This window comes from Pantoea sp. EA-12 (genome assembly GCF_030053355.1).
GTDB lineage: Bacteria > Pseudomonadota > Gammaproteobacteria > Enterobacterales > Enterobacteriaceae > Pantoea > Pantoea vagans_C.
On record NZ_JASGBY010000009.1, the window covers coordinates 141,517 to 157,774 of the forward strand.

At 55.2% G+C, this 16,258-nt stretch carries 18 protein-coding genes and 1 riboswitch; of the genes, 7 read left to right on the top strand and 11 right to left on the bottom strand.

Annotation, left to right across the window (positions count from 1 at the left end; all coding sequences use genetic code 11):
- Positions 1–24: 24 nt before the first annotated feature.
- Complete coding sequence (locus QMZ30_RS15360) at positions 25–1,188, bottom strand: HD-GYP domain-containing protein (protein WP_283228035.1); 1,164 nt, start codon at positions 1,186–1,188, stop codon at positions 25–27.
- Between the two features lie 187 nt (positions 1,189–1,375).
- Entirely contained in the window at positions 1,376–1,708 is a 333-nt protein-coding gene (locus QMZ30_RS15365) for a HigA family addiction module antitoxin (protein ID WP_039337346.1), read from the bottom strand.
- Between the two features lie 696 nt (positions 1,709–2,404).
- On the opposite strand from QMZ30_RS15365, the gene QMZ30_RS15370 reads away from it, so the two are divergent.
- Entirely contained in the window at positions 2,405–2,557 is a 153-nt protein-coding gene (locus QMZ30_RS15370; protein ID WP_283228036.1) for a hypothetical protein, read from the top strand.
- Positions 2,558–2,685: 128 nt separating this feature from the next.
- On the opposite strand, the gene QMZ30_RS15375 is transcribed toward QMZ30_RS15370, so the two are convergent.
- Entirely contained in the window at positions 2,686–3,645 is a 960-nt protein-coding gene (locus tag QMZ30_RS15375; protein WP_502921485.1) for a 2-hydroxyacid dehydrogenase, read from the bottom strand.
- Entirely contained in the window at positions 3,626–5,020 is a 1,395-nt protein-coding gene (locus QMZ30_RS15380; protein WP_283228038.1) for an MFS transporter, read from the bottom strand. The genes QMZ30_RS15375 and QMZ30_RS15380 overlap by 20 nt, the downstream gene beginning before the upstream one ends.
- A gap of 434 nt (positions 5,021–5,454) precedes the next feature.
- Between QMZ30_RS15380 and QMZ30_RS15385 the strand changes: the two genes are divergently transcribed.
- Entirely contained in the window at positions 5,455–6,369 is a 915-nt protein-coding gene (locus QMZ30_RS15385; protein ID WP_283228039.1) for a sugar ABC transporter substrate-binding protein, read from the top strand.
- Between the two features lie 129 nt (positions 6,370–6,498).
- On the opposite strand, the gene QMZ30_RS15390 is transcribed toward QMZ30_RS15385, so the two are convergent.
- The gene (locus QMZ30_RS15390; protein ID WP_283228040.1) at positions 6,499–6,993 is read right to left on the bottom strand and encodes a GNAT family N-acetyltransferase; all 495 of its coding nucleotides are present in this window, start codon (positions 6,991–6,993) and stop codon (positions 6,499–6,501) included.
- A gap of 63 nt (positions 6,994–7,056) precedes the next feature.
- On the opposite strand from QMZ30_RS15390, the gene QMZ30_RS15395 reads away from it, so the two are divergent.
- The gene (locus tag QMZ30_RS15395) at positions 7,057–8,889 is read left to right on the top strand and encodes an ABC transporter ATP-binding protein (RefSeq protein ID WP_283228041.1); all 1,833 of its coding nucleotides are present in this window, start codon (positions 7,057–7,059) and stop codon (positions 8,887–8,889) included.
- Here QMZ30_RS15395 and QMZ30_RS15400 read toward each other — a convergent pair.
- From QMZ30_RS15400 to QMZ30_RS15410, 3 genes are all read right to left on the bottom strand, one after another.
- Complete coding sequence (locus QMZ30_RS15400) at positions 8,886–10,010, bottom strand: GNAT family N-acetyltransferase (RefSeq protein WP_283228042.1); 1,125 nt, start codon at positions 10,008–10,010, stop codon at positions 8,886–8,888. The genes QMZ30_RS15395 and QMZ30_RS15400 overlap by 4 nt on opposite strands.
- A gap of 140 nt (positions 10,011–10,150) precedes the next feature.
- Positions 10,151–10,480, bottom strand: coding sequence for a type II toxin-antitoxin system RelE/ParE family toxin (locus QMZ30_RS15405; RefSeq protein ID WP_283228043.1), 330 nt, complete (start codon positions 10,478–10,480; stop codon positions 10,151–10,153).
- Complete coding sequence (locus QMZ30_RS15410; protein ID WP_084936699.1) at positions 10,449–10,685, bottom strand: ParD-like family protein; 237 nt, start codon at positions 10,683–10,685, stop codon at positions 10,449–10,451. The genes QMZ30_RS15405 and QMZ30_RS15410 overlap by 32 nt, the downstream gene beginning before the upstream one ends.
- A gap of 190 nt (positions 10,686–10,875) precedes the next feature.
- Between QMZ30_RS15410 and QMZ30_RS15415 the strand changes: the two genes are divergently transcribed.
- From QMZ30_RS15415 to QMZ30_RS15425, 3 genes are all read left to right on the top strand, one after another.
- Entirely contained in the window at positions 10,876–11,775 is a 900-nt protein-coding gene (locus QMZ30_RS15415) for a LysR family transcriptional regulator (RefSeq protein ID WP_283228044.1), read from the top strand.
- A gap of 98 nt (positions 11,776–11,873) precedes the next feature.
- Positions 11,874–12,815: a glutathione S-transferase family protein gene (locus tag QMZ30_RS15420; protein ID WP_283228045.1), complete on the top strand. Its 942-nt coding sequence runs from the start codon at positions 11,874–11,876 to the stop codon at positions 12,813–12,815.
- An 11-nt stretch (positions 12,816–12,826) separates the two neighbouring features.
- On the top strand, positions 12,827–13,432 hold the full coding sequence (locus tag QMZ30_RS15425) for an alpha/beta hydrolase (RefSeq protein WP_283228046.1): 606 nt from the start codon (positions 12,827–12,829) through the stop codon (positions 13,430–13,432).
- Here the strand turns inward: QMZ30_RS15425 and QMZ30_RS15430 are convergent.
- The 3 genes from QMZ30_RS15430 to QMZ30_RS15440 form a co-directional block, all read right to left on the bottom strand.
- Entirely contained in the window at positions 13,429–14,226 is a 798-nt protein-coding gene (locus QMZ30_RS15430; RefSeq protein ID WP_283228047.1) for a sugar phosphate isomerase/epimerase family protein, read from the bottom strand. The genes QMZ30_RS15425 and QMZ30_RS15430 overlap by 4 nt on opposite strands.
- 118 nt (positions 14,227–14,344) lie before the next feature.
- Positions 14,345–14,722 carry a fluoride efflux transporter CrcB gene (gene crcB / locus QMZ30_RS15435; protein WP_039333080.1) on the bottom strand — a complete coding sequence of 126 codons (378 nt, stop codon included), beginning with the start codon at positions 14,720–14,722 and terminating at the stop codon, positions 14,345–14,347.
- A gap of 91 nt (positions 14,723–14,813) precedes the next feature.
- A riboswitch (Fluoride riboswitch) is annotated at positions 14,814–14,889 on the bottom strand.
- 56 nt (positions 14,890–14,945) lie between these two features.
- Positions 14,946–15,101 (bottom strand): hypothetical protein, encoded by a 156-nt coding sequence (locus QMZ30_RS15440; RefSeq protein ID WP_283228048.1) that lies wholly within the window; start codon positions 15,099–15,101, stop codon positions 14,946–14,948.
- 90 nt (positions 15,102–15,191) lie between these two features.
- Between QMZ30_RS15440 and QMZ30_RS15445 the strand changes: the two genes are divergently transcribed.
- Positions 15,192–16,109, top strand: coding sequence for a nucleoside hydrolase (locus QMZ30_RS15445; RefSeq protein WP_283228049.1), 918 nt, complete (start codon positions 15,192–15,194; stop codon positions 16,107–16,109).
- Positions 16,110–16,258 lie beyond the last annotated feature (149 nt).

Below are 16,258 nucleotides of genomic sequence, written 5' to 3' on the forward strand. Positions count from 1 at the left end.
AGAAAGTATAAAAATGCTGTGGAATTAAGCGGTTTCCAGCGCCCAGATGCGATTAAGATCGACGTTTTGCCACAGGCCGCTGTCTTCGGCACCGGTGATGCTGTCGGTACAGAATGAGTCACCGAGATCCAACTCTTCCGGTTTGACTTCGCGCTGCGCATGCAGCGACCAGAACACATGGACTTTCGGTTTCAGCAGGGATTTTTCCCCGGCCTTGACCACCAGCGCCACGCGCCCAGAGGCCAGCCGCACCAGCGACCCTACCGGATAGATACCGATGGTACGCACAAAGGCATGCAGCAGCGTATTGTCGAAGTGACCGCGCCAGCTCAGCATGTTGTGCATCGCTTCAGCGGGCGTCCAGCCTTTACGGTAAGGACGGTTGGAGGTCACCGCATCATAAACATCACACACTGCAGCCATACGCGAGAACAGCGAAATTTCCTCGCCTTTGAGACCATGTGGATAGCCAGTGCCATCGACTTTTTCATGATGGTGCAGCGCGATATCTAACAGGTCTTCACCGGCATCGGCCTCCATCAATAATTGCGCCCCGGTAATCGGGTGCTGGCGCATGATGGTGAACTCTTCTTCAGTGAGTTTTCCCGGCTTGTTGAGGATGTCCAGCGGCACGGCGGCTTTGCCGACATCGTGCAACAATCCGCCCATGCCTACACGGCGCTGTTGGTGCTCATCCAGACCGATTTTCTTGCCCAGCGAGATCATCAGTCCGCACACCGCCATCGAGTGCAGATAGGTGTAATCATCATGATTCTTCAGGCGCGCCACGCTGAGCAGTGCCGTGGGTTCACGCGTGATGGATCCGGCAATCTCATCGACCAGGTCCAGCGTGTAGTCGAGATCCAGCCCTTGCCCCATGCGCGCTTCGTTGAACATCGCCAGCACTTGCGGTTTACCTTGCTTGAACAGCGTTTGCGCTTGATCCAGCTCTTTAAAAAACGGGGTTTGGGGAATCGCTTTTTTCGGTTCAGGCTTCGCGGGTGCCTGCACCGATTTGTCGAGATCGATCCATAACTGCTGGATCCCTTCATTGCGGATCATCGCGATCTGGCGTTTATCTGTGACCAGCATTTGGTTGCGAATGCGTTTGTCCTTGAGCCACCAAACCTCCAGTTTGTGGATGAACATTCCTTGCCGCAGTTCGTCAACGGTAATCAGCTTTATCACGATATCTCTCCTTAATATCAGTGGATGGTAAGGAGAGGTATCGGCAGCTGAGCAAATAATCTTCAGGAGTGATTTGTGCTATCGGGTCGCGGCGTGATATCGCGCATAGCTTTAGCGACAGTGCGGCGGTTAAAGCGCAATATATTGCGCCGCGACATTTTATGTAGGCATGCGTGTTTGGTGCTTGTCAGGCAACCTGAATTCCACGCTGCGCTAAAAAGGTATTTAACGGCGTGACACGACTTAACTCTTCTTGGGTGCGGGCATCATTTTCCACTTCCCACTGGTCCTGATAGCGTTGCAGGTTGAGCCAGAAATCGACAGAAGTCGCAAAAACCGCCGCTAAACGGTACGCCATCTCCGTGGTCATTTTGCGGTTGTTATTGACCAATGCGCTGGCCGTATTCCTGTGTACATTCAGCATCTCAGCCAAGTCATTGACTTTAAGATGGAGGGGTTCAAGGAACTCATATTGCAGCACATCACCTACACTGGTGGGCTTACGCTTTGCCTGATTCATTTCGGCTTCTCTTCACTGTTGGTTTCCGACCACATACAGTCGTTATTGGTAGTGTCTGTAACTATGCAGGGTGTCTGTGCGGTGTGGCATAGATAAAAAATTGCTGAAGCCAATCATCTCTAAAATGTTTAATTGCACCCGTCATTTGCTTCCTGCCTGAAAGTAAAACTTGCGGGAAAGCTAATGACAGATTGCACAGCAATCAAGTGCATAATTTAACATTAAAGTCAGTATTTGAAGGGGATTACAAAAAGAATTTGGGATTCAGTAAAACATCATGAGAAGCGTGCGCAGACTCGCATGACGCAATACATTGCGCCTTGGTGTGAAGGGCTAAATCAGTGATCGCCCTACGAAAACCAGACACGATCATCGTAGGGTTGCCATTTATGGCGTAATGCTTGTCAGTTAAGGGCTCAGGCTGCTTATTGATAAGTGGCCTTTCTTTTCTGTGCGGGTCTGTGCGGGCTCTGCCGCCACTACTGCCCCCTCTGGGCCGTCCTCGCGCCGCTGACGCGGTACCTTCGACTTCCACGTCGTGCCGGACGGACCGTTCGCGGATGACCCTCCATGGTCGGCCGCGAACTGCCCCACGCCTCCCCGCGTGGGGCTCCTGGCCCAACGTAAAAGTCTCAGCGCTGTGGATAGCCCTGAGGGGGCAGCAGAGGCGTCATAGCTTCAGGCAACGTGCCCTTTTTGACAAGTCGCACTGAAGCTAATGAGCTGGCTGGGGTCGCACCGGGGCAGGCATCCGCAGCGCTGAACGGCGTGAGTATGCCAGGAGAGCCCGCAGGACGCGGGCGAAAGGTGGCGCTGGAACATGGATGTTACATCGCCACCGGTCCGTAAGGCAGACGAATGAAGTGAAGGTACCGCGTAGCGGCGTGAGGACCGCCAGCCCCGGTGCGACCCCAGACGGCGTTATCGTCAGTCGCTTAACTGACGAGCATTATGCCAATAATGGTGACCTGCAAGCCTTACACCACCCGCGTCAGCACCGCTTCGCCCTGCGAGAACGCCAGCAGGTTTTCAAATACCAGGTCGGCCATCGCTGCCATGGTTTCTACGGTGCTGCTGGCGAGGTGTGGGGTGATCACCACATCATCGCGTGTCAATAACGCTGCAGGCACTGACGGTTCCTGCTCAAAGACATCCAGACCAGCACCGGCAATCTCTCCCGCTTCAAGGGCCGCGATTAACGCCTGCTCATCCACCACGCTGCCGCGTGCGATATTGATCAGGAAGCCTTTTGGCCCTAACGCACGCAGCACCTCGGCATTCACCAGATGATGGGTCGAGGCGCCGCCCGGCAGGGTCAGCACCAAAAAATCAGCCTGCTTTGCCAGTGACAGCAGCGAATCATGCCGGGTATAAGGCACATCTGGGCGCGAGCGTGGGTTGTAAAAATGCACATCCATATCAAATGCCTGCGCGCGCTTTGCCAACTCTTTACCGATACCGCCCAGCCCAACAATGCCGCACACCTTCCCGCCCACTTTGGTGGTCAGTGGATAACGCCCCTTCGCGAGCCACTCCCCGGCGCGCACATAGCGGTCGGATGCGCTGATGCGACGCGCCACATCCAGCAGCAATGCCATACCGGTATCCGCCACACAGCTATTCAGCACTCCCGGCGTATTGGTCACCACAATGCCACGCGCTTCGGCAGCGGCGATATCAATCGCGTCATAGCCGACGCCGTTACTGCAAATCACTTTCAGATTCGGCAGTTGCGCCAGCAACGCCGCGTTTGCGCCCATCAGGGCATTGCCGCTGGTCACCAGCGCATCAATACTGGCACCGTGCTGTGCCAGCCACGCGGCCTGGTCATCCTGCTGCCACAAACGCGAGGTGGCGAAGTGCGCATCAAGGTTGTCCTGCAGCCGCTGCGGCAACAACGGGCCTTTCAGCAATACGTTAAACGGCTTTGATACCATCATGTTTCCCCTGTGTTTTATAGGATGCTACCGACGAATCTTGTTCATCACCAACGCGCTCGATGGGGCCCATCACCAGCAAGAACAGCAGTGCTGCGACAATGCAGTGTGCGCCAACGAACACCAGGCCAATACTGTAGCTGCCGGTCAAACCGACGATGATGCCGAACAGCAGCGGCGTGATAAACCCGGCCATATTGCCGATGCCGTTGAAAATCGCGCCCGCCAGGCCTACGGCTTCTTTCGGTGCGGTATCACTGACAATGGTCCAGGTGCCTGCGCCGGCCGCCACGCCCTTACCGAAGAAGGCAAACGACATAATGGCGATAATGCCCGCATTGGTCGGGATCACGGCAGCCAGAATCAGCGAGGCCGCCATCAGCATACCAACGATGTAGGGGGTTTTACGCGCCCATGACAGACTCCAGCCGTTTGCCAACAGCTTGTCAGAGATGTACCCCCCGCTGATGCCGCCGAGAAATCCAAACAGCGCCGGCGCAATAGTGGCGAAACCGGCTTCCATAATGTTCATGCCACGCGCCTGAACCAGATAGATCGGGAACCAGGTGATAAAGAAGTAGCTGAGTGCAATGATGCAATATTGCCCAATGTAGGCGCACCACAGCATGCGGTTGCTGAGCAGGGTTTTAAACATCGCTTTACTTAACGGCGGTCGTGCCTTGAGGGTTTGCGCAGAGTCGATGTCCACCAGCGCACCACCCTCCTCGATGTATTGCAACTCACTGGCGGAGACATGCGGATGCTGTTTGGGGCTGCGCATGTACCAGCTCCAGATAAACACCGCCAGCACGCCAATACCGCCCAGCACAAAGAACGGCCACTCCCAGCCGAAGCGTGATACCAGCCAGCCTGACAGCGGCGAGAAGATGGCCACGGCAAAGTATTGCGCCGAAGCAAACAGAGACGAGGCACGCCCGCGTTCCGCGCCGGGGAACCACATGATCACCGCACGCGCATTGGCCGGGAAACTGGGTGCTTCAATCAGGCCCAACGCAAAGCGCAACGCAAACATCAATACCAGCGCCATGGTCATGCCGTTGGAAAACTCCCCAATAAAGCCCATCAAAATGGTGGAAACTGACCACAGCGCCAGCGTCACGCCATAGACTTTTTTGGTGCCGAAACGGTCGAGGAACAGGCCGCCGGGGATCTGACCGATCACATATGCCCAGCTAAATGCTGACAAGATCAGACCAAGCTGGATCGCCGAAAGGCCAAACTCCTCTTTGATCGCCGATCCTGAGATCGACAGGATCGAGCGGTCGGCATAAGCCACCACGGATAAAAACAGGATCAGACAGAGGATCCAGATTCGCACATGACTATTCTGTTTACGGTTTTGACTCTGCAACATGGCTGAATTCCTCAATAAGGGAGCCTCCTGCTCCGAAGCGATGATGATCAGGAATACCGCTTAAATTTCGCTGTTCAGCCACTATAGAGAGCCTGATGCAAGCTGGTCATTGTGCGAATGGAGGAATCCATAGGTTAATTTCACCTGAGTTTTGGCATCTGCCACAACACGAGGTGCGGCGCTGCACAGATTGCCAAATAACCGGATGCTTTTGCTCTGGAATGTGCGCCAGCCCTGAGAAAAAACTTCGCAACATAACTATGAGTCTGCAAATCGTGATGCACCCGTGAGCAAAATGTGCGCTGCGCAGCAAAATCCACTCATGTCGATTGTCAGCATGATGGCCGCCTCGTAGGCTGAAAATGATTTCAATGATCCATTTTATTTTTCATTGAAATATTCATTCTAATAACAAGCTTACCCTGGAGTCCGCGATGAAAACCCTCAAGGCAATACTGTTACTTGGCCTGCTGTCCAGTTCAGCCTCTGCGCTGGCAGAAAAAATTGGCGTGTCGATGGCTTACTTCGATCAGAACTTTTTAACCATTATTCGTCACTCCATTGATAAAGAAGCCAAAGTGCGCGGACTCGATGTGCAGTTTGAAGATGCTCGCGGTGATGTCGGTCGCCAGACCGATCAGGTACAGAGTTTTATCGGCGCGGGCGTGGATGCCATCATTGTCGATCCGGTTGATTCCGCCAGCACCCCACAGCTGACCAAGCTGGCGCAGCAGGCGAAGATTCCGCTGGTGTATGTCAACCGCACGCCGGGTGATAAAACCTTGCCCGCGGGTGTGGTGTTTGTCGGTTCTGACGAGCGCGAATCCGGCACTTTACAGATGGAAGCGCTGGCGAAAATGGCCAATTACAAAGGCAATGTGGCGATCATGATCGGCAACCTGACCGATGCCGGCGCGCTGCAACGCACCAAGGATGTGGAACAGGTGGTGGCAAAATATCCGGGGATGAAAGTGGTACAGAAGCAGCCTGCCAACTATGCGCGCAACGAAGGCATGGACCTGATGAACAACTGGCTCGGCAACGGCGAAGCGATTGATATTGTCGCCGCCAACAACGACGAGATGGCGATCGGGGCTGCCATGGCGCTGGCGAAAAATAACAAAAAGGTACTGGTGGGCGGGATTGATGCCACGCCGGATGGTCTGAAAGCGATGGCGCAAGGTAAAATGCAGGTCACGGTGTTCCAGGATGCCGTCGGTCAGGGCAAAGCGTCCGTGGATGCGGCGCAGAAGCTGATTAAAGGCGAGAAGATTGATTCACACGTGTGGATCCCGTTCGAGCTGGTGACCAAAGAGAATATGCAGAAGTACGTTGAAAAAAGTCAGTAACTGTTACGTGGTCGCCATCAATGGCGACCTTACAAACCCTGTAGGATGCGCATTTATGCGCATCTGGCCAAAGGCCGCAGGGACCTCAATAACGCATTTATGCGCACCGTTTCCAAGACCGCCCCTCATTTACTCCCGCAGTTTCGCCATCATCACGATGTCGTGATATTCGCCGTTACGCAGGCAGGCTTTACGCTTCACGCCCTCATGCTCAAAACCCAGGCGCTGATAGAGCCGTATCGCACGCGCATTATCGTGAAACGCTTCCAGCTCAATGCGCATCACGCCCAGCCAGTTGAACGCATAATCAATGGCGTTGCGGATCAGTTTCTCGCCAATTCCACGCCCACCAAAGGCGGGATCGACGCTGATACCGAAGCTGATGCTATGGCGCGTACGCGGGCGTTGTTCCACAAACAGCGTCAGTTCACCCACCATCTGCCCATCTAATTCAGCCACAAAGCCGATATAGCCAGCAGCATCCATATTCTCGAACTTTTTCTGCCAGTTGGCCACGCTGGGAAATGGCAGTTGCGTGGTCCAGCTATACACCTCTGGATGGCTAAAAAGACGTTGATAAGCGGCAGCATCGGCCGGTTCGCGACCGCGAATGATCAGATCCATGTCGGTAATCCCTATTTAGTTGCACTAAGCTGTTAACTCTCACCAAACGGAAAGAGTGACTTTATGTTGTATCGTCGTTTTGAACGTTTTATCAATATTTTCCAGGATGCACCAACCGATTCTCCCCCCGCCAGCGTATGGCCGTTCTATCTCTACTACCTGCGTCAGGTGTGGCCAAGCTTTGTCGCCCTGCTGATTGTCGGGCTGGCGCAGGCGCTGATTGAAGTGGCGCTGTTTAGCTATCTCAGCCGTATTATCGACCTGGTGAATCACTCCACACCCGCCACCCTTTTTACCAATAACTGGCCGGTGCTGCTGTGGATGGGCTTTGTCGCCCTAATCTTAAGGCCGGTGATCATTGCCCTGCACGATATGCTGGTACATCAAAACATTAACCCAAGCATGACCAGCATGATCCGCTGGCAGCATCACAACTATGTGCTGCGCCAGAGCCTGAACTTTTTCCAGAACGACTTCGCTGGGCGCATCGCCCAACGCATTATGCAAACCGGCAACTCACTACGCGATTCCGCAGTGCAGTTAGTGGATGCCATCTGGCATGTGGTGATTTACGCCGTGACCTCGCTGGTGCTGTTCGCCGAAGCCGACTGGCGCTTAATGATTCCGCTGATTATCTGGATCGTCGCTTACAGCGTGTCGCTGAGCTTCTTTGTGCCGCGCGTGAAGCAGCGTTCGGTGGTCTCTTCCGAGGCGCGTTCGAAACTGATGGGCACCATTGTGGATGGCTACACCAATATCGCCACCATCAAATTATTTGCCCACAACGATCTGGAGAAGCGCTACGCGCGTGAAGCGATTCAGGAGCAGACCGACAAAACCCAGCACGCCAGCCGCATGGTCACCACCATGGATATCACGCTGTCGACGCTGAACGGCCTGCTGATTGTCAGCACCTCAGCCCTGGCATTGTGGTTGTGGAGCCAGTCACTGATCAGCGTGGGCGCGATTGCGCTGGCCACCGGGTTGGTGATTCGCCTGGTGAATATGTCAGGCTGGATCATGTGGGTGGTGAACGGCATCTTCGAAAACATCGGTATGGTGCAAGATGGTTTGAACACCATCGCCCAGCCGCTGAGCGTGCAGGATGAGCCGCAGGCGAAGGAGATGCAGGTCACGCGCGGTCAGATTCGTTTTGAAGATGTGCGTTTTGATTACGGTGGCAGCCGCCAGGTGATTAATCGCCTCAATCTCACCATCAAACCCGGCGAAAAAATCGGTTTGATCGGGCCGTCCGGTGCCGGTAAATCCACAATGGTTAATCTGCTGCTGCGACTCTATGACATCAACGGCGGGCGTATCCTGATTGATGACCAGAACATCGCCGAGGTGACACAAGAGAGCCTACGCGGGCAGATTGGCATGATCACTCAGGATACCTCGCTGCTGCACCGTTCGATTCGTGAAAACCTGCTGTACGGGCGTCCGGATGCCACTGAGGATGAGCTGCAAGCGGCAATTATTCGCGCCCGCGCTGACGAGTTCATCCCGCTGCTGTCCGATCCGCAAGGCCGTACCGGGCTGGATGCGCATGTCGGTGAGCGCGGGGTGAAATTGTCCGGCGGTCAACGTCAGCGAATTGCTATCGCCCGCGTGCTGCTGAAAGATGCGCCTATTCTGATCATGGATGAGGCCACATCAGCACTGGATTCCGAAGTGGAAGCAGCGATTCAGGAGAGCCTGGAAACCCTGATGCAGGGCAAAACGGTGATTGCCATCGCGCACCGTCTTTCCACTATCGCCAAAATGGATCGCCTGGTGGTGCTGGAGAAAGGTGAAATTGTCGAGATGGGCAACCACCGCGAGCTGCTGGCGCACGGCGGTTTGTACGCGCGCTTGTGGCAGCATCAGACCGGTGGTTTTGTCGGCGCGGATTAATCGCCACGTCGATACGGCAGGGCATCGCGCGCTTCAATCGCCCAGGCGCGCATCCCTGCACGTTCCTGCACTAAATATTCTTCTACGGCTGCACGCAATCCCGGATGGCACAAGTAGTGCCATGAGTGGGTGATTTGTGGTTCAAAGCCGCGCACCAGTTTGTGCTCACCTTGTGCTCCGGCATCAAAGCGCTGCAACCCTTCGGCAATGGCGAAATCCATCCCCTGATAGAAGCAGGTTTCAAAGTGCAGGCGGTCAAACTCCGCCAGACAGCCCCAGTAGCGCCCGTAGAGCGTATTACCATCCACCAGATAAAAGGCCATGGCGGCCGGTTGGTCCTGCACGCTGGCGATGGTCACCCGTATCGAGCGCGGCATACGTTCGGCCAGCAAACTGAAAAACTGACGCGTCAGATAGGGGCGCTGCCCGCGCACCGCGTAGGTGTTGGCATAACAGGTGTAGACGAAATCCCACTGATCTTCGCTCAGCTCATCACCGCGATACCAATGAAATTCAAAGCCGCTGCTCGCCACCTGTTCGCGCTCTTTACGCAGCTGTTTACGCTTGCGCGACATCAGGGTGTCGAGGAAATCCTGAAAATCCCGATAGCCTTTGTTATGCCAGTGATACTGAATGCCAAGGCGTGCCAGCCAGTCGGGTTGTTGCGCCATGACATCGTTGGCGAACGGCGTGGTGAAGTTGATGTGCGCGCCGCTCAGGCTGTGTTGCTGTAAATAGTCAGGCATTGCGGCCAGCAGTTGGGTAATGGCGGTAGAATCCCCCAACAAACGGGCACCGGTCACCGGGCTGAAGGGGATCGCCCCCAGCCATTTCGGGTAGTAATGGATGCTAGCGCGATGGCAGGCATCCGCCCAGGCGTGGTCGAACACATACTCGCCCTGAGAATTGCGTTTTCGATAGCCCGGTAGCGCCGCGCTGAGCGTGCCATTTTCACGCCACAGCAGGTGATCGGGCTGCCAGCCATTTTCTGGCCGCACGCAACCACTCTCTTCCAGAGTGAGCAGAAAGGCGTGGCGTAGAAAAGGTTGATCGTCAGGTAACAGCGCATCCCATTCGAGAGCGGAAATCTCCGCCAGCGATGACAGGTGAAGCAAAGACATTGATGGCTCCCGGCCAGCTTGAGGCGAAAGCCTAGTTCAACAGGTTTTGCGGCAGGGGAAAAGAGGCGGCGCACTGAATGCCAATCAGGGTATTAGAGCATCGGGCGGCCCAAGGGCCGCACCCTAAAACAGGAGCTGAGTTAACCGATAAGTTTTAAATCGCCTTTACGGTGGCGTTTCTGCTCATCGTAGTCATTCTCGTGGGTACCCAGGCTGAGAAGATAGATTTCCAGTTTCAGATTGACCCAACTGTAACCTAAAAGATATTGCTGCTTACCCAAGTAAAACTTATGCACCCAAAGATAGCTCAGATCACCTTTCTTGCGTTCGCCAATATCTGGGTTAGCAATGATGCGGTCGATTTCTTCATCAACGCCCTCCTTGTCCTGTTCCGTCAGGCGATTAAATGCCTTCTCGAAACGGCTGGTCTGATAAACCTCAACTTCCTGTCCGGTCTTTTCTGCGCACATATTTTTTGACCTTGCCGTTATCCATTTCTGCTTTAGCCAGTAAAATCTCATTGATAAATGAGAACGTCAGATCGGGATTATCCTCTGCAATGCGGCCAATTTTAGCCCAGTGCTCAATCTGTTTTGGCACGCTGCGGCTCATGGCTTCTGCATGAGTTCTCACATCTTCAACGAAGTCATCGTCTAAGCGAATGCTGGTTGCCATCTCTATACCTCATGTCGTCATCACCCCATACATTGTTGCAAGGGGTACTATCAATACGTCATTGCTTAACGTACAACAGATGCAATTGCGCGACATATTGTCGCATTTAGCAATTTATGATGGCATGACCATTTATCGTCCGTGATTCACGAATGTGTATACTCACCCTTTTCCCTTTACTGGAACCGCCATGGATCGTCTTGATTGTGACCGCATGTTTGTCGCGGTACTGGAAGTGGGCAGTTTTGCTGGCGCCGCTGAGCGTCTTGGCACCAGTAGCGGTCAGGCTTCAAAGCTGGTGTCACGGCTGGAGCAAGAACTGGGGGTGCAGCTGTTTAAACGCAGCACGCGTGCACTGTCGCCCACGGAAGTGGGTCGGGCCTACTATGAACGGGTGAAAACCCTGCTGGAGGCCTTCGATACGCTGGATGCCACAGTACGTGAAAACGCCACCACGCCCACCGGTCGCCTGAAAATCAGCGCGCCTGGCACGTTCGGCACCGCAGTGCTAGCCAGCGTGTTAGTGGCTTTCGCCCGTCACTATCCGTTGATTGAACTGGACGTCAATTTCTCCGATCGCGCGGTTAATATCGTCGATGAAGGCTTCGACATGGCGATTCGCATTGGCAAGCTGGATGACAGCAGCCTGATTGCCCGTCGTCTGGGTGATGTGCCGATTCGCGTGGCGGCATCGCCCGCCTACTTGCTGCAACAAGGCACGCCACAGCACTGGCGCGATCTGGCCGCCCATCAATGTATCAGCGACACCAATTTTCGCGATCCCTGGCACTGGCCGTTTGTCACACCCTGCGGGGATAGCGTCAGCATGCCGATTCGCGGCCGTTTATGTTTTTCCAATACCGAAGCCTGTTTGCAGGCGGCGATTGCCGGTTTGGGCATCGCGCGTTTGCCCGGTTTTATCGCCGCACCAGCGCTACAGCGGGGTGAAATCGTCTCGCTACTGGAAAACTTTGCTACGCCGCCGCTGGGCCTGTTTGCCCTCTATCCGCCCGCCCGCCATCTGGCGCAAAAGACCCGCTTGCTGATTGATTTCCTCGCCGAACATTTCCAGCAGCATCCACCCGGCTGATTCCTTCCAATTTGGAAGCAATGATTGTCATTTTGCCCGGATTATCACCAAACCAGCAGCGCGATATGCTGACGTCCTCATTACAGAGGAGTCGAGCGATGTTGGTAAACGGTAAGTGGAGCGCAGAGTGGCATCCGGTACAAGCCACCGATAAACAAGGCGGTTTTGTCCGTCAGACGTCCAGTTTTCGCCACTGGATCACCGCAGACGGCTCCAGTGAATTTGCTGCCGAGCCGGATCGCTATCATCTGTATGTGGCGCTGATTTGCCCGTGGGCTTCTCGCACCTTGGTGGCGCGCAGTCTGAAGGGACTGGAGGATGTCATCAGCGTATCGGTGGTGGAACCGCAGTTGGGCGCACAGGGCTGGCATTTCGGCGACTATCCCGGTTCCGACCGCGACTGGCTGAATAAGGCCGAATACATTCACGAATTGTATACCCGCGCAGATGCCGACTTTACCGGTCGCGCCACCGTCCCGGTGCTGTGGGACAAAAAGACGCAGACTATAGTGAACAACGAGTCAGCGGATATCTTGCGCATGCTGAACAGTGGATTTGGCGATCTGGCGAACAATAGCCTCGATCTTTATCCCGAGGATCTGCGTGCCGAGATCGACGCGATCAACGAATCGGTCTATCCCCGTCTGAACAATGGCGTCTATCGCACCGGTTTTGCCACCACTCAGGTGAGCTATCAGCAGGCGTTCAACGACGTATTCAGCCAGCTCGATGAGCTGGAGCAACGCTTGCAGGATGGTCGCACCTTCCTGTTGGGCGAGCGCCTGACCGAAGCGGATATTCGTCTGTTTGTTACGCTGATCCGCTTTGACGTGGCCTATCACGGCCTGTTCAAATGTAACCTGCGCCGCCTGCGCGACTATCCGCTGCTCGATCGCTATCTGAAAAGTATGCTGGCGGTTTCGGGTGTGCGTCAGACAGTTAACATCGACCATATCAAACAGGGTTATTACTCAATCAAAGCGTTGAATCCCAACGGCATTGTACCGGTTGGCCCCGATATGGCGGATTACGGTTTTTAAGGAGCAGTGGCATGGCAAAAGCATTAGTGATTTTTTTACACGGTGTCGGCAGTAATGGCGACGATCTGGCGGGGCTGGGTCACCATTGGGCCAACCTGCTGCCGGATGTGGCGTTTGCCTCGCCGAATGCGCCCTTTCCGTTTGAACATGCAATGGGTTACCAGTGGTTTAGCCTGACGGGGATCACGACAGAAAACCGTCCGGCGCGCGTACGCGAAGCGCGTGCGACCTTTGATGCGACGTTACAGCAGCTGATGGCGCAGCACGGGATGGCTGACGCCTGGGATAAAGTGATTCTGGTGGGTTTTTCTCAGGGCTCGATCATGGCGCTGGATGCGCTGGCATCGGGGCGCTACCCATTGGCTGGCGTGGTGGCGTTTTCTGGCCGCCTCTCTTTTGATGGCGCATTAACCCCGCAAGCCCATACCCCGGCACTGCTGATTCACGGCAAAGCGGATGGCGTGATTCCCTACAGCGAGACGGAATCCGCCGCGCAGCGTCTGCAGGCAGCGGGTTTGACGGTTGAAGCGCGTTATGAGGCCACCACCGGGCACACCATCTCTTCACAGGGTGCCATGCAGGCCGCGACCTTTATCGCTCAGTGCCTGCAGGACTAAAGCCAGTAGCGGTTTAGTGCCTGCCAGGCTTGTTGCGCAGCCACTTCCGGCGGCTGCGCTTTTAACTGGTCGTTAAACACTTCGATGCCCACCGGCCCACTGTAGTCGCCACTTTTCAGCTTATCGACAAAGCGTTCGACTTCAATGATGCCGTCGCCGGGCAGTAAACGCTGGTGGCGCGCATAGTTACTGAGCGCACCCGGCTCTTGCGGCGGCATCTCCGCCATATCGCACAGTTGCACCTCGTAAATCCGATCGGCGGGTATACCATCCAGCTGCGAAGCATCGCCGCCTAACGCACAGATGTGGAACAGATCGACCACCAGCCCGATATTCGGCTGATCCAGTCGTTGCAATCTTTCCCATGCCAGCGGCAGCGTATTATCGACGCTGCACCACGCCATCGGCTCATACATGATGCGCATGTTGTAACGTGCGGCTTCGGATGCCATCCAGCGCAAATCTTCATCGATACGTTCAGCCACGCAGTCTTCACGGGTGGTGGCGGGCGCCTGCAGCGTGTTGCAGCCTATCGCCTGTGCAATCTGGATAAACTGCCGCATTTCCTCGCGCTTTTGCAGCCGCAGATGATCCGGCGCACCGGTGAAATCGCGCAGCACCTGCAAGTTGGTAAAGCCGAGGGCTAACTGTTGCGCCAGCGGCGCTGTATTGGCTTCAACATCTTCCCGCCAGATCTCAACCTGCTCGAAACCCGCTGCACGTGCGGCACGCAGCTTTTGCTCAGGTTCACCGTTTAACAACACCAGGTTAAGGAATTTGGGGTTACTTCGCATCAACGGGCTCCCTAATCGTCCGGATAAATCGGTGACAGGTTCTGCTTGTCACGCCAACAGAACACCGACCAGTATCTACCTCTTAGGAGTTATTTCAAGCCCGTGATGCGCCGGGGTTTTATCCCAGCAAATTGACCACAGCAAAACCGGCAAAGGTCATCAGCAGTGAACCGATAACATGCACCATTACGCTCGACATCGCCCAGAGGTATTTTCCGGTTTGCAGCAGGCCGACAATTTCTGCGGAGAAGGTGGAGAACGTGGTTAAGCCGCCGCACAGGCCGGTGACAATCAGTAACTTCCAGAAGGGATCGATGTGCGGGTTACGCACAAAAAAGGCCAGCGCCGCGCCAATGATAAAGCCGCCCACCAGGTTTACCATCAACGTGCCCGGCGGCAGATTAGGGAACAGCGCATTAAAACGTAACGAGATCAGCCAGCGCAGCGAACAGCCCACGGCACCACCGAGCACAACAGCCAGTAACGACTTCAACATACTTTTGGAGCTCCTGAAATGAGTTACGCGCAGGGCCGCGGCAGGACAGAAAAACGCCTGACACACCGCCGTCTCCCGCGCAGGGATACGAGTGTTGTCAGGCGTCATCAGCCGTCTGTTTCCAGAACGGCGGTTGGGGAAGGTGGCACGCCATCACCTTAGCGGCATGATAATACGCTGGCGCAGCGGGGGTGACAATACGTGAGAGTACACTCGCTTTTACTTAAAAAAGGTCCTTTAACAACTCTTCTCGCGTCATCCCAGCATTCGCCGCCTTATCTTTCTCCGAGAGAGCAAGCAACATGAGTAAAGCAAAGAGTTCTGTATTACGGTGGCAATGTCCTGCTGGTGGGATAAATATCAGCGATTTTATTTTCATGTTTACTCCTGATTTATCCTCAAGTTTGTAGCACATTCATATTCTGGATATTTTCGCTTTGCTTCCATTTATACAAAATTGGAGATCCCAATGCGTACCCTGATTTTTGACACGGACATCGGTGTGGATGATGCCTTTGCGCTGGCCTACGCGGCGAAAACTCAGCAGTTGCTGGGGATTACCACGGTATTTGGCAATGTGGCGGTTGGTCAGGCGGTGAAAAATGCCCGCCTGTTTTGCCAGAAGATGGGCATTGATGCGCCAGTGTATCGAGGCTGTTCGCGTCCGCTGGCACTGGCCCCTTCTGCGCCCGCCACGCTGCACGGCATCGATGGACTGGGTGATGCCTTCAACAATCCGCACAGCGAAGAGGCACCCAGCGCGGTGCAGTTCATTATCGATAGCGTGCGCGCGCAACCGCATGCCATCACGATTGTGGCGATTGGGCCACTGACCAATATCGCCAGCGCCATCAACCAGGCGCCCGATATTATCCCGCTGGTAAAGGAGTTGGTGATCATGGGCGGTGCATTCGGCACCGACGGCCACTCCGGCAATGTGTCGCCCTTCGCCGAGTTCAATATCTGGAAAGATCCGCATGCCGCCGATCAAGTGCTGGCCTCGGCGCTGCCTGTGGTGGTGCTGCCGCTGGATGTCACCCATAAGGTGTTGATCACCGCAGAGGAAGTCCGGCAGTTAAATCAGCCGGTGCTGAGCGCGATTTGCCGTCCGTATCTGGCTTACAGCCTGCAAAAAGAGGGATTTGAGGGGATGGCTCTGCATGACACCTTGACGCTGTCATGGCTGGCATTGCCGCACGCGTTTACGGTGACCGAAGCGCCAGTGCGGGTGGTGACCGAAGGGATTAGCCGCGGTCAAACAGTACGACGCCTGAGCGCCCTCGCCTCACGTGAAGATCCGTTTGCCGGACTCCGCCCACAGCGCTTGTGCCTCGGCGTGGATGCCGAAGCCGTACGGGAACACTTTTTTGCGGCACTGCAAATGTAGGGTGCCGAATAGATGCAGCCTCACAATGCCCTTCACCACTCCGCACCTTAGCTACGAAGCAAGCTGGGGCCGCTTTGGGTCCGGCAATCCGCAGCGCTGAACGGAATGAGGAGGCCAGGAGAGCCAGCATGGATGCGGGCGAAAGGCGC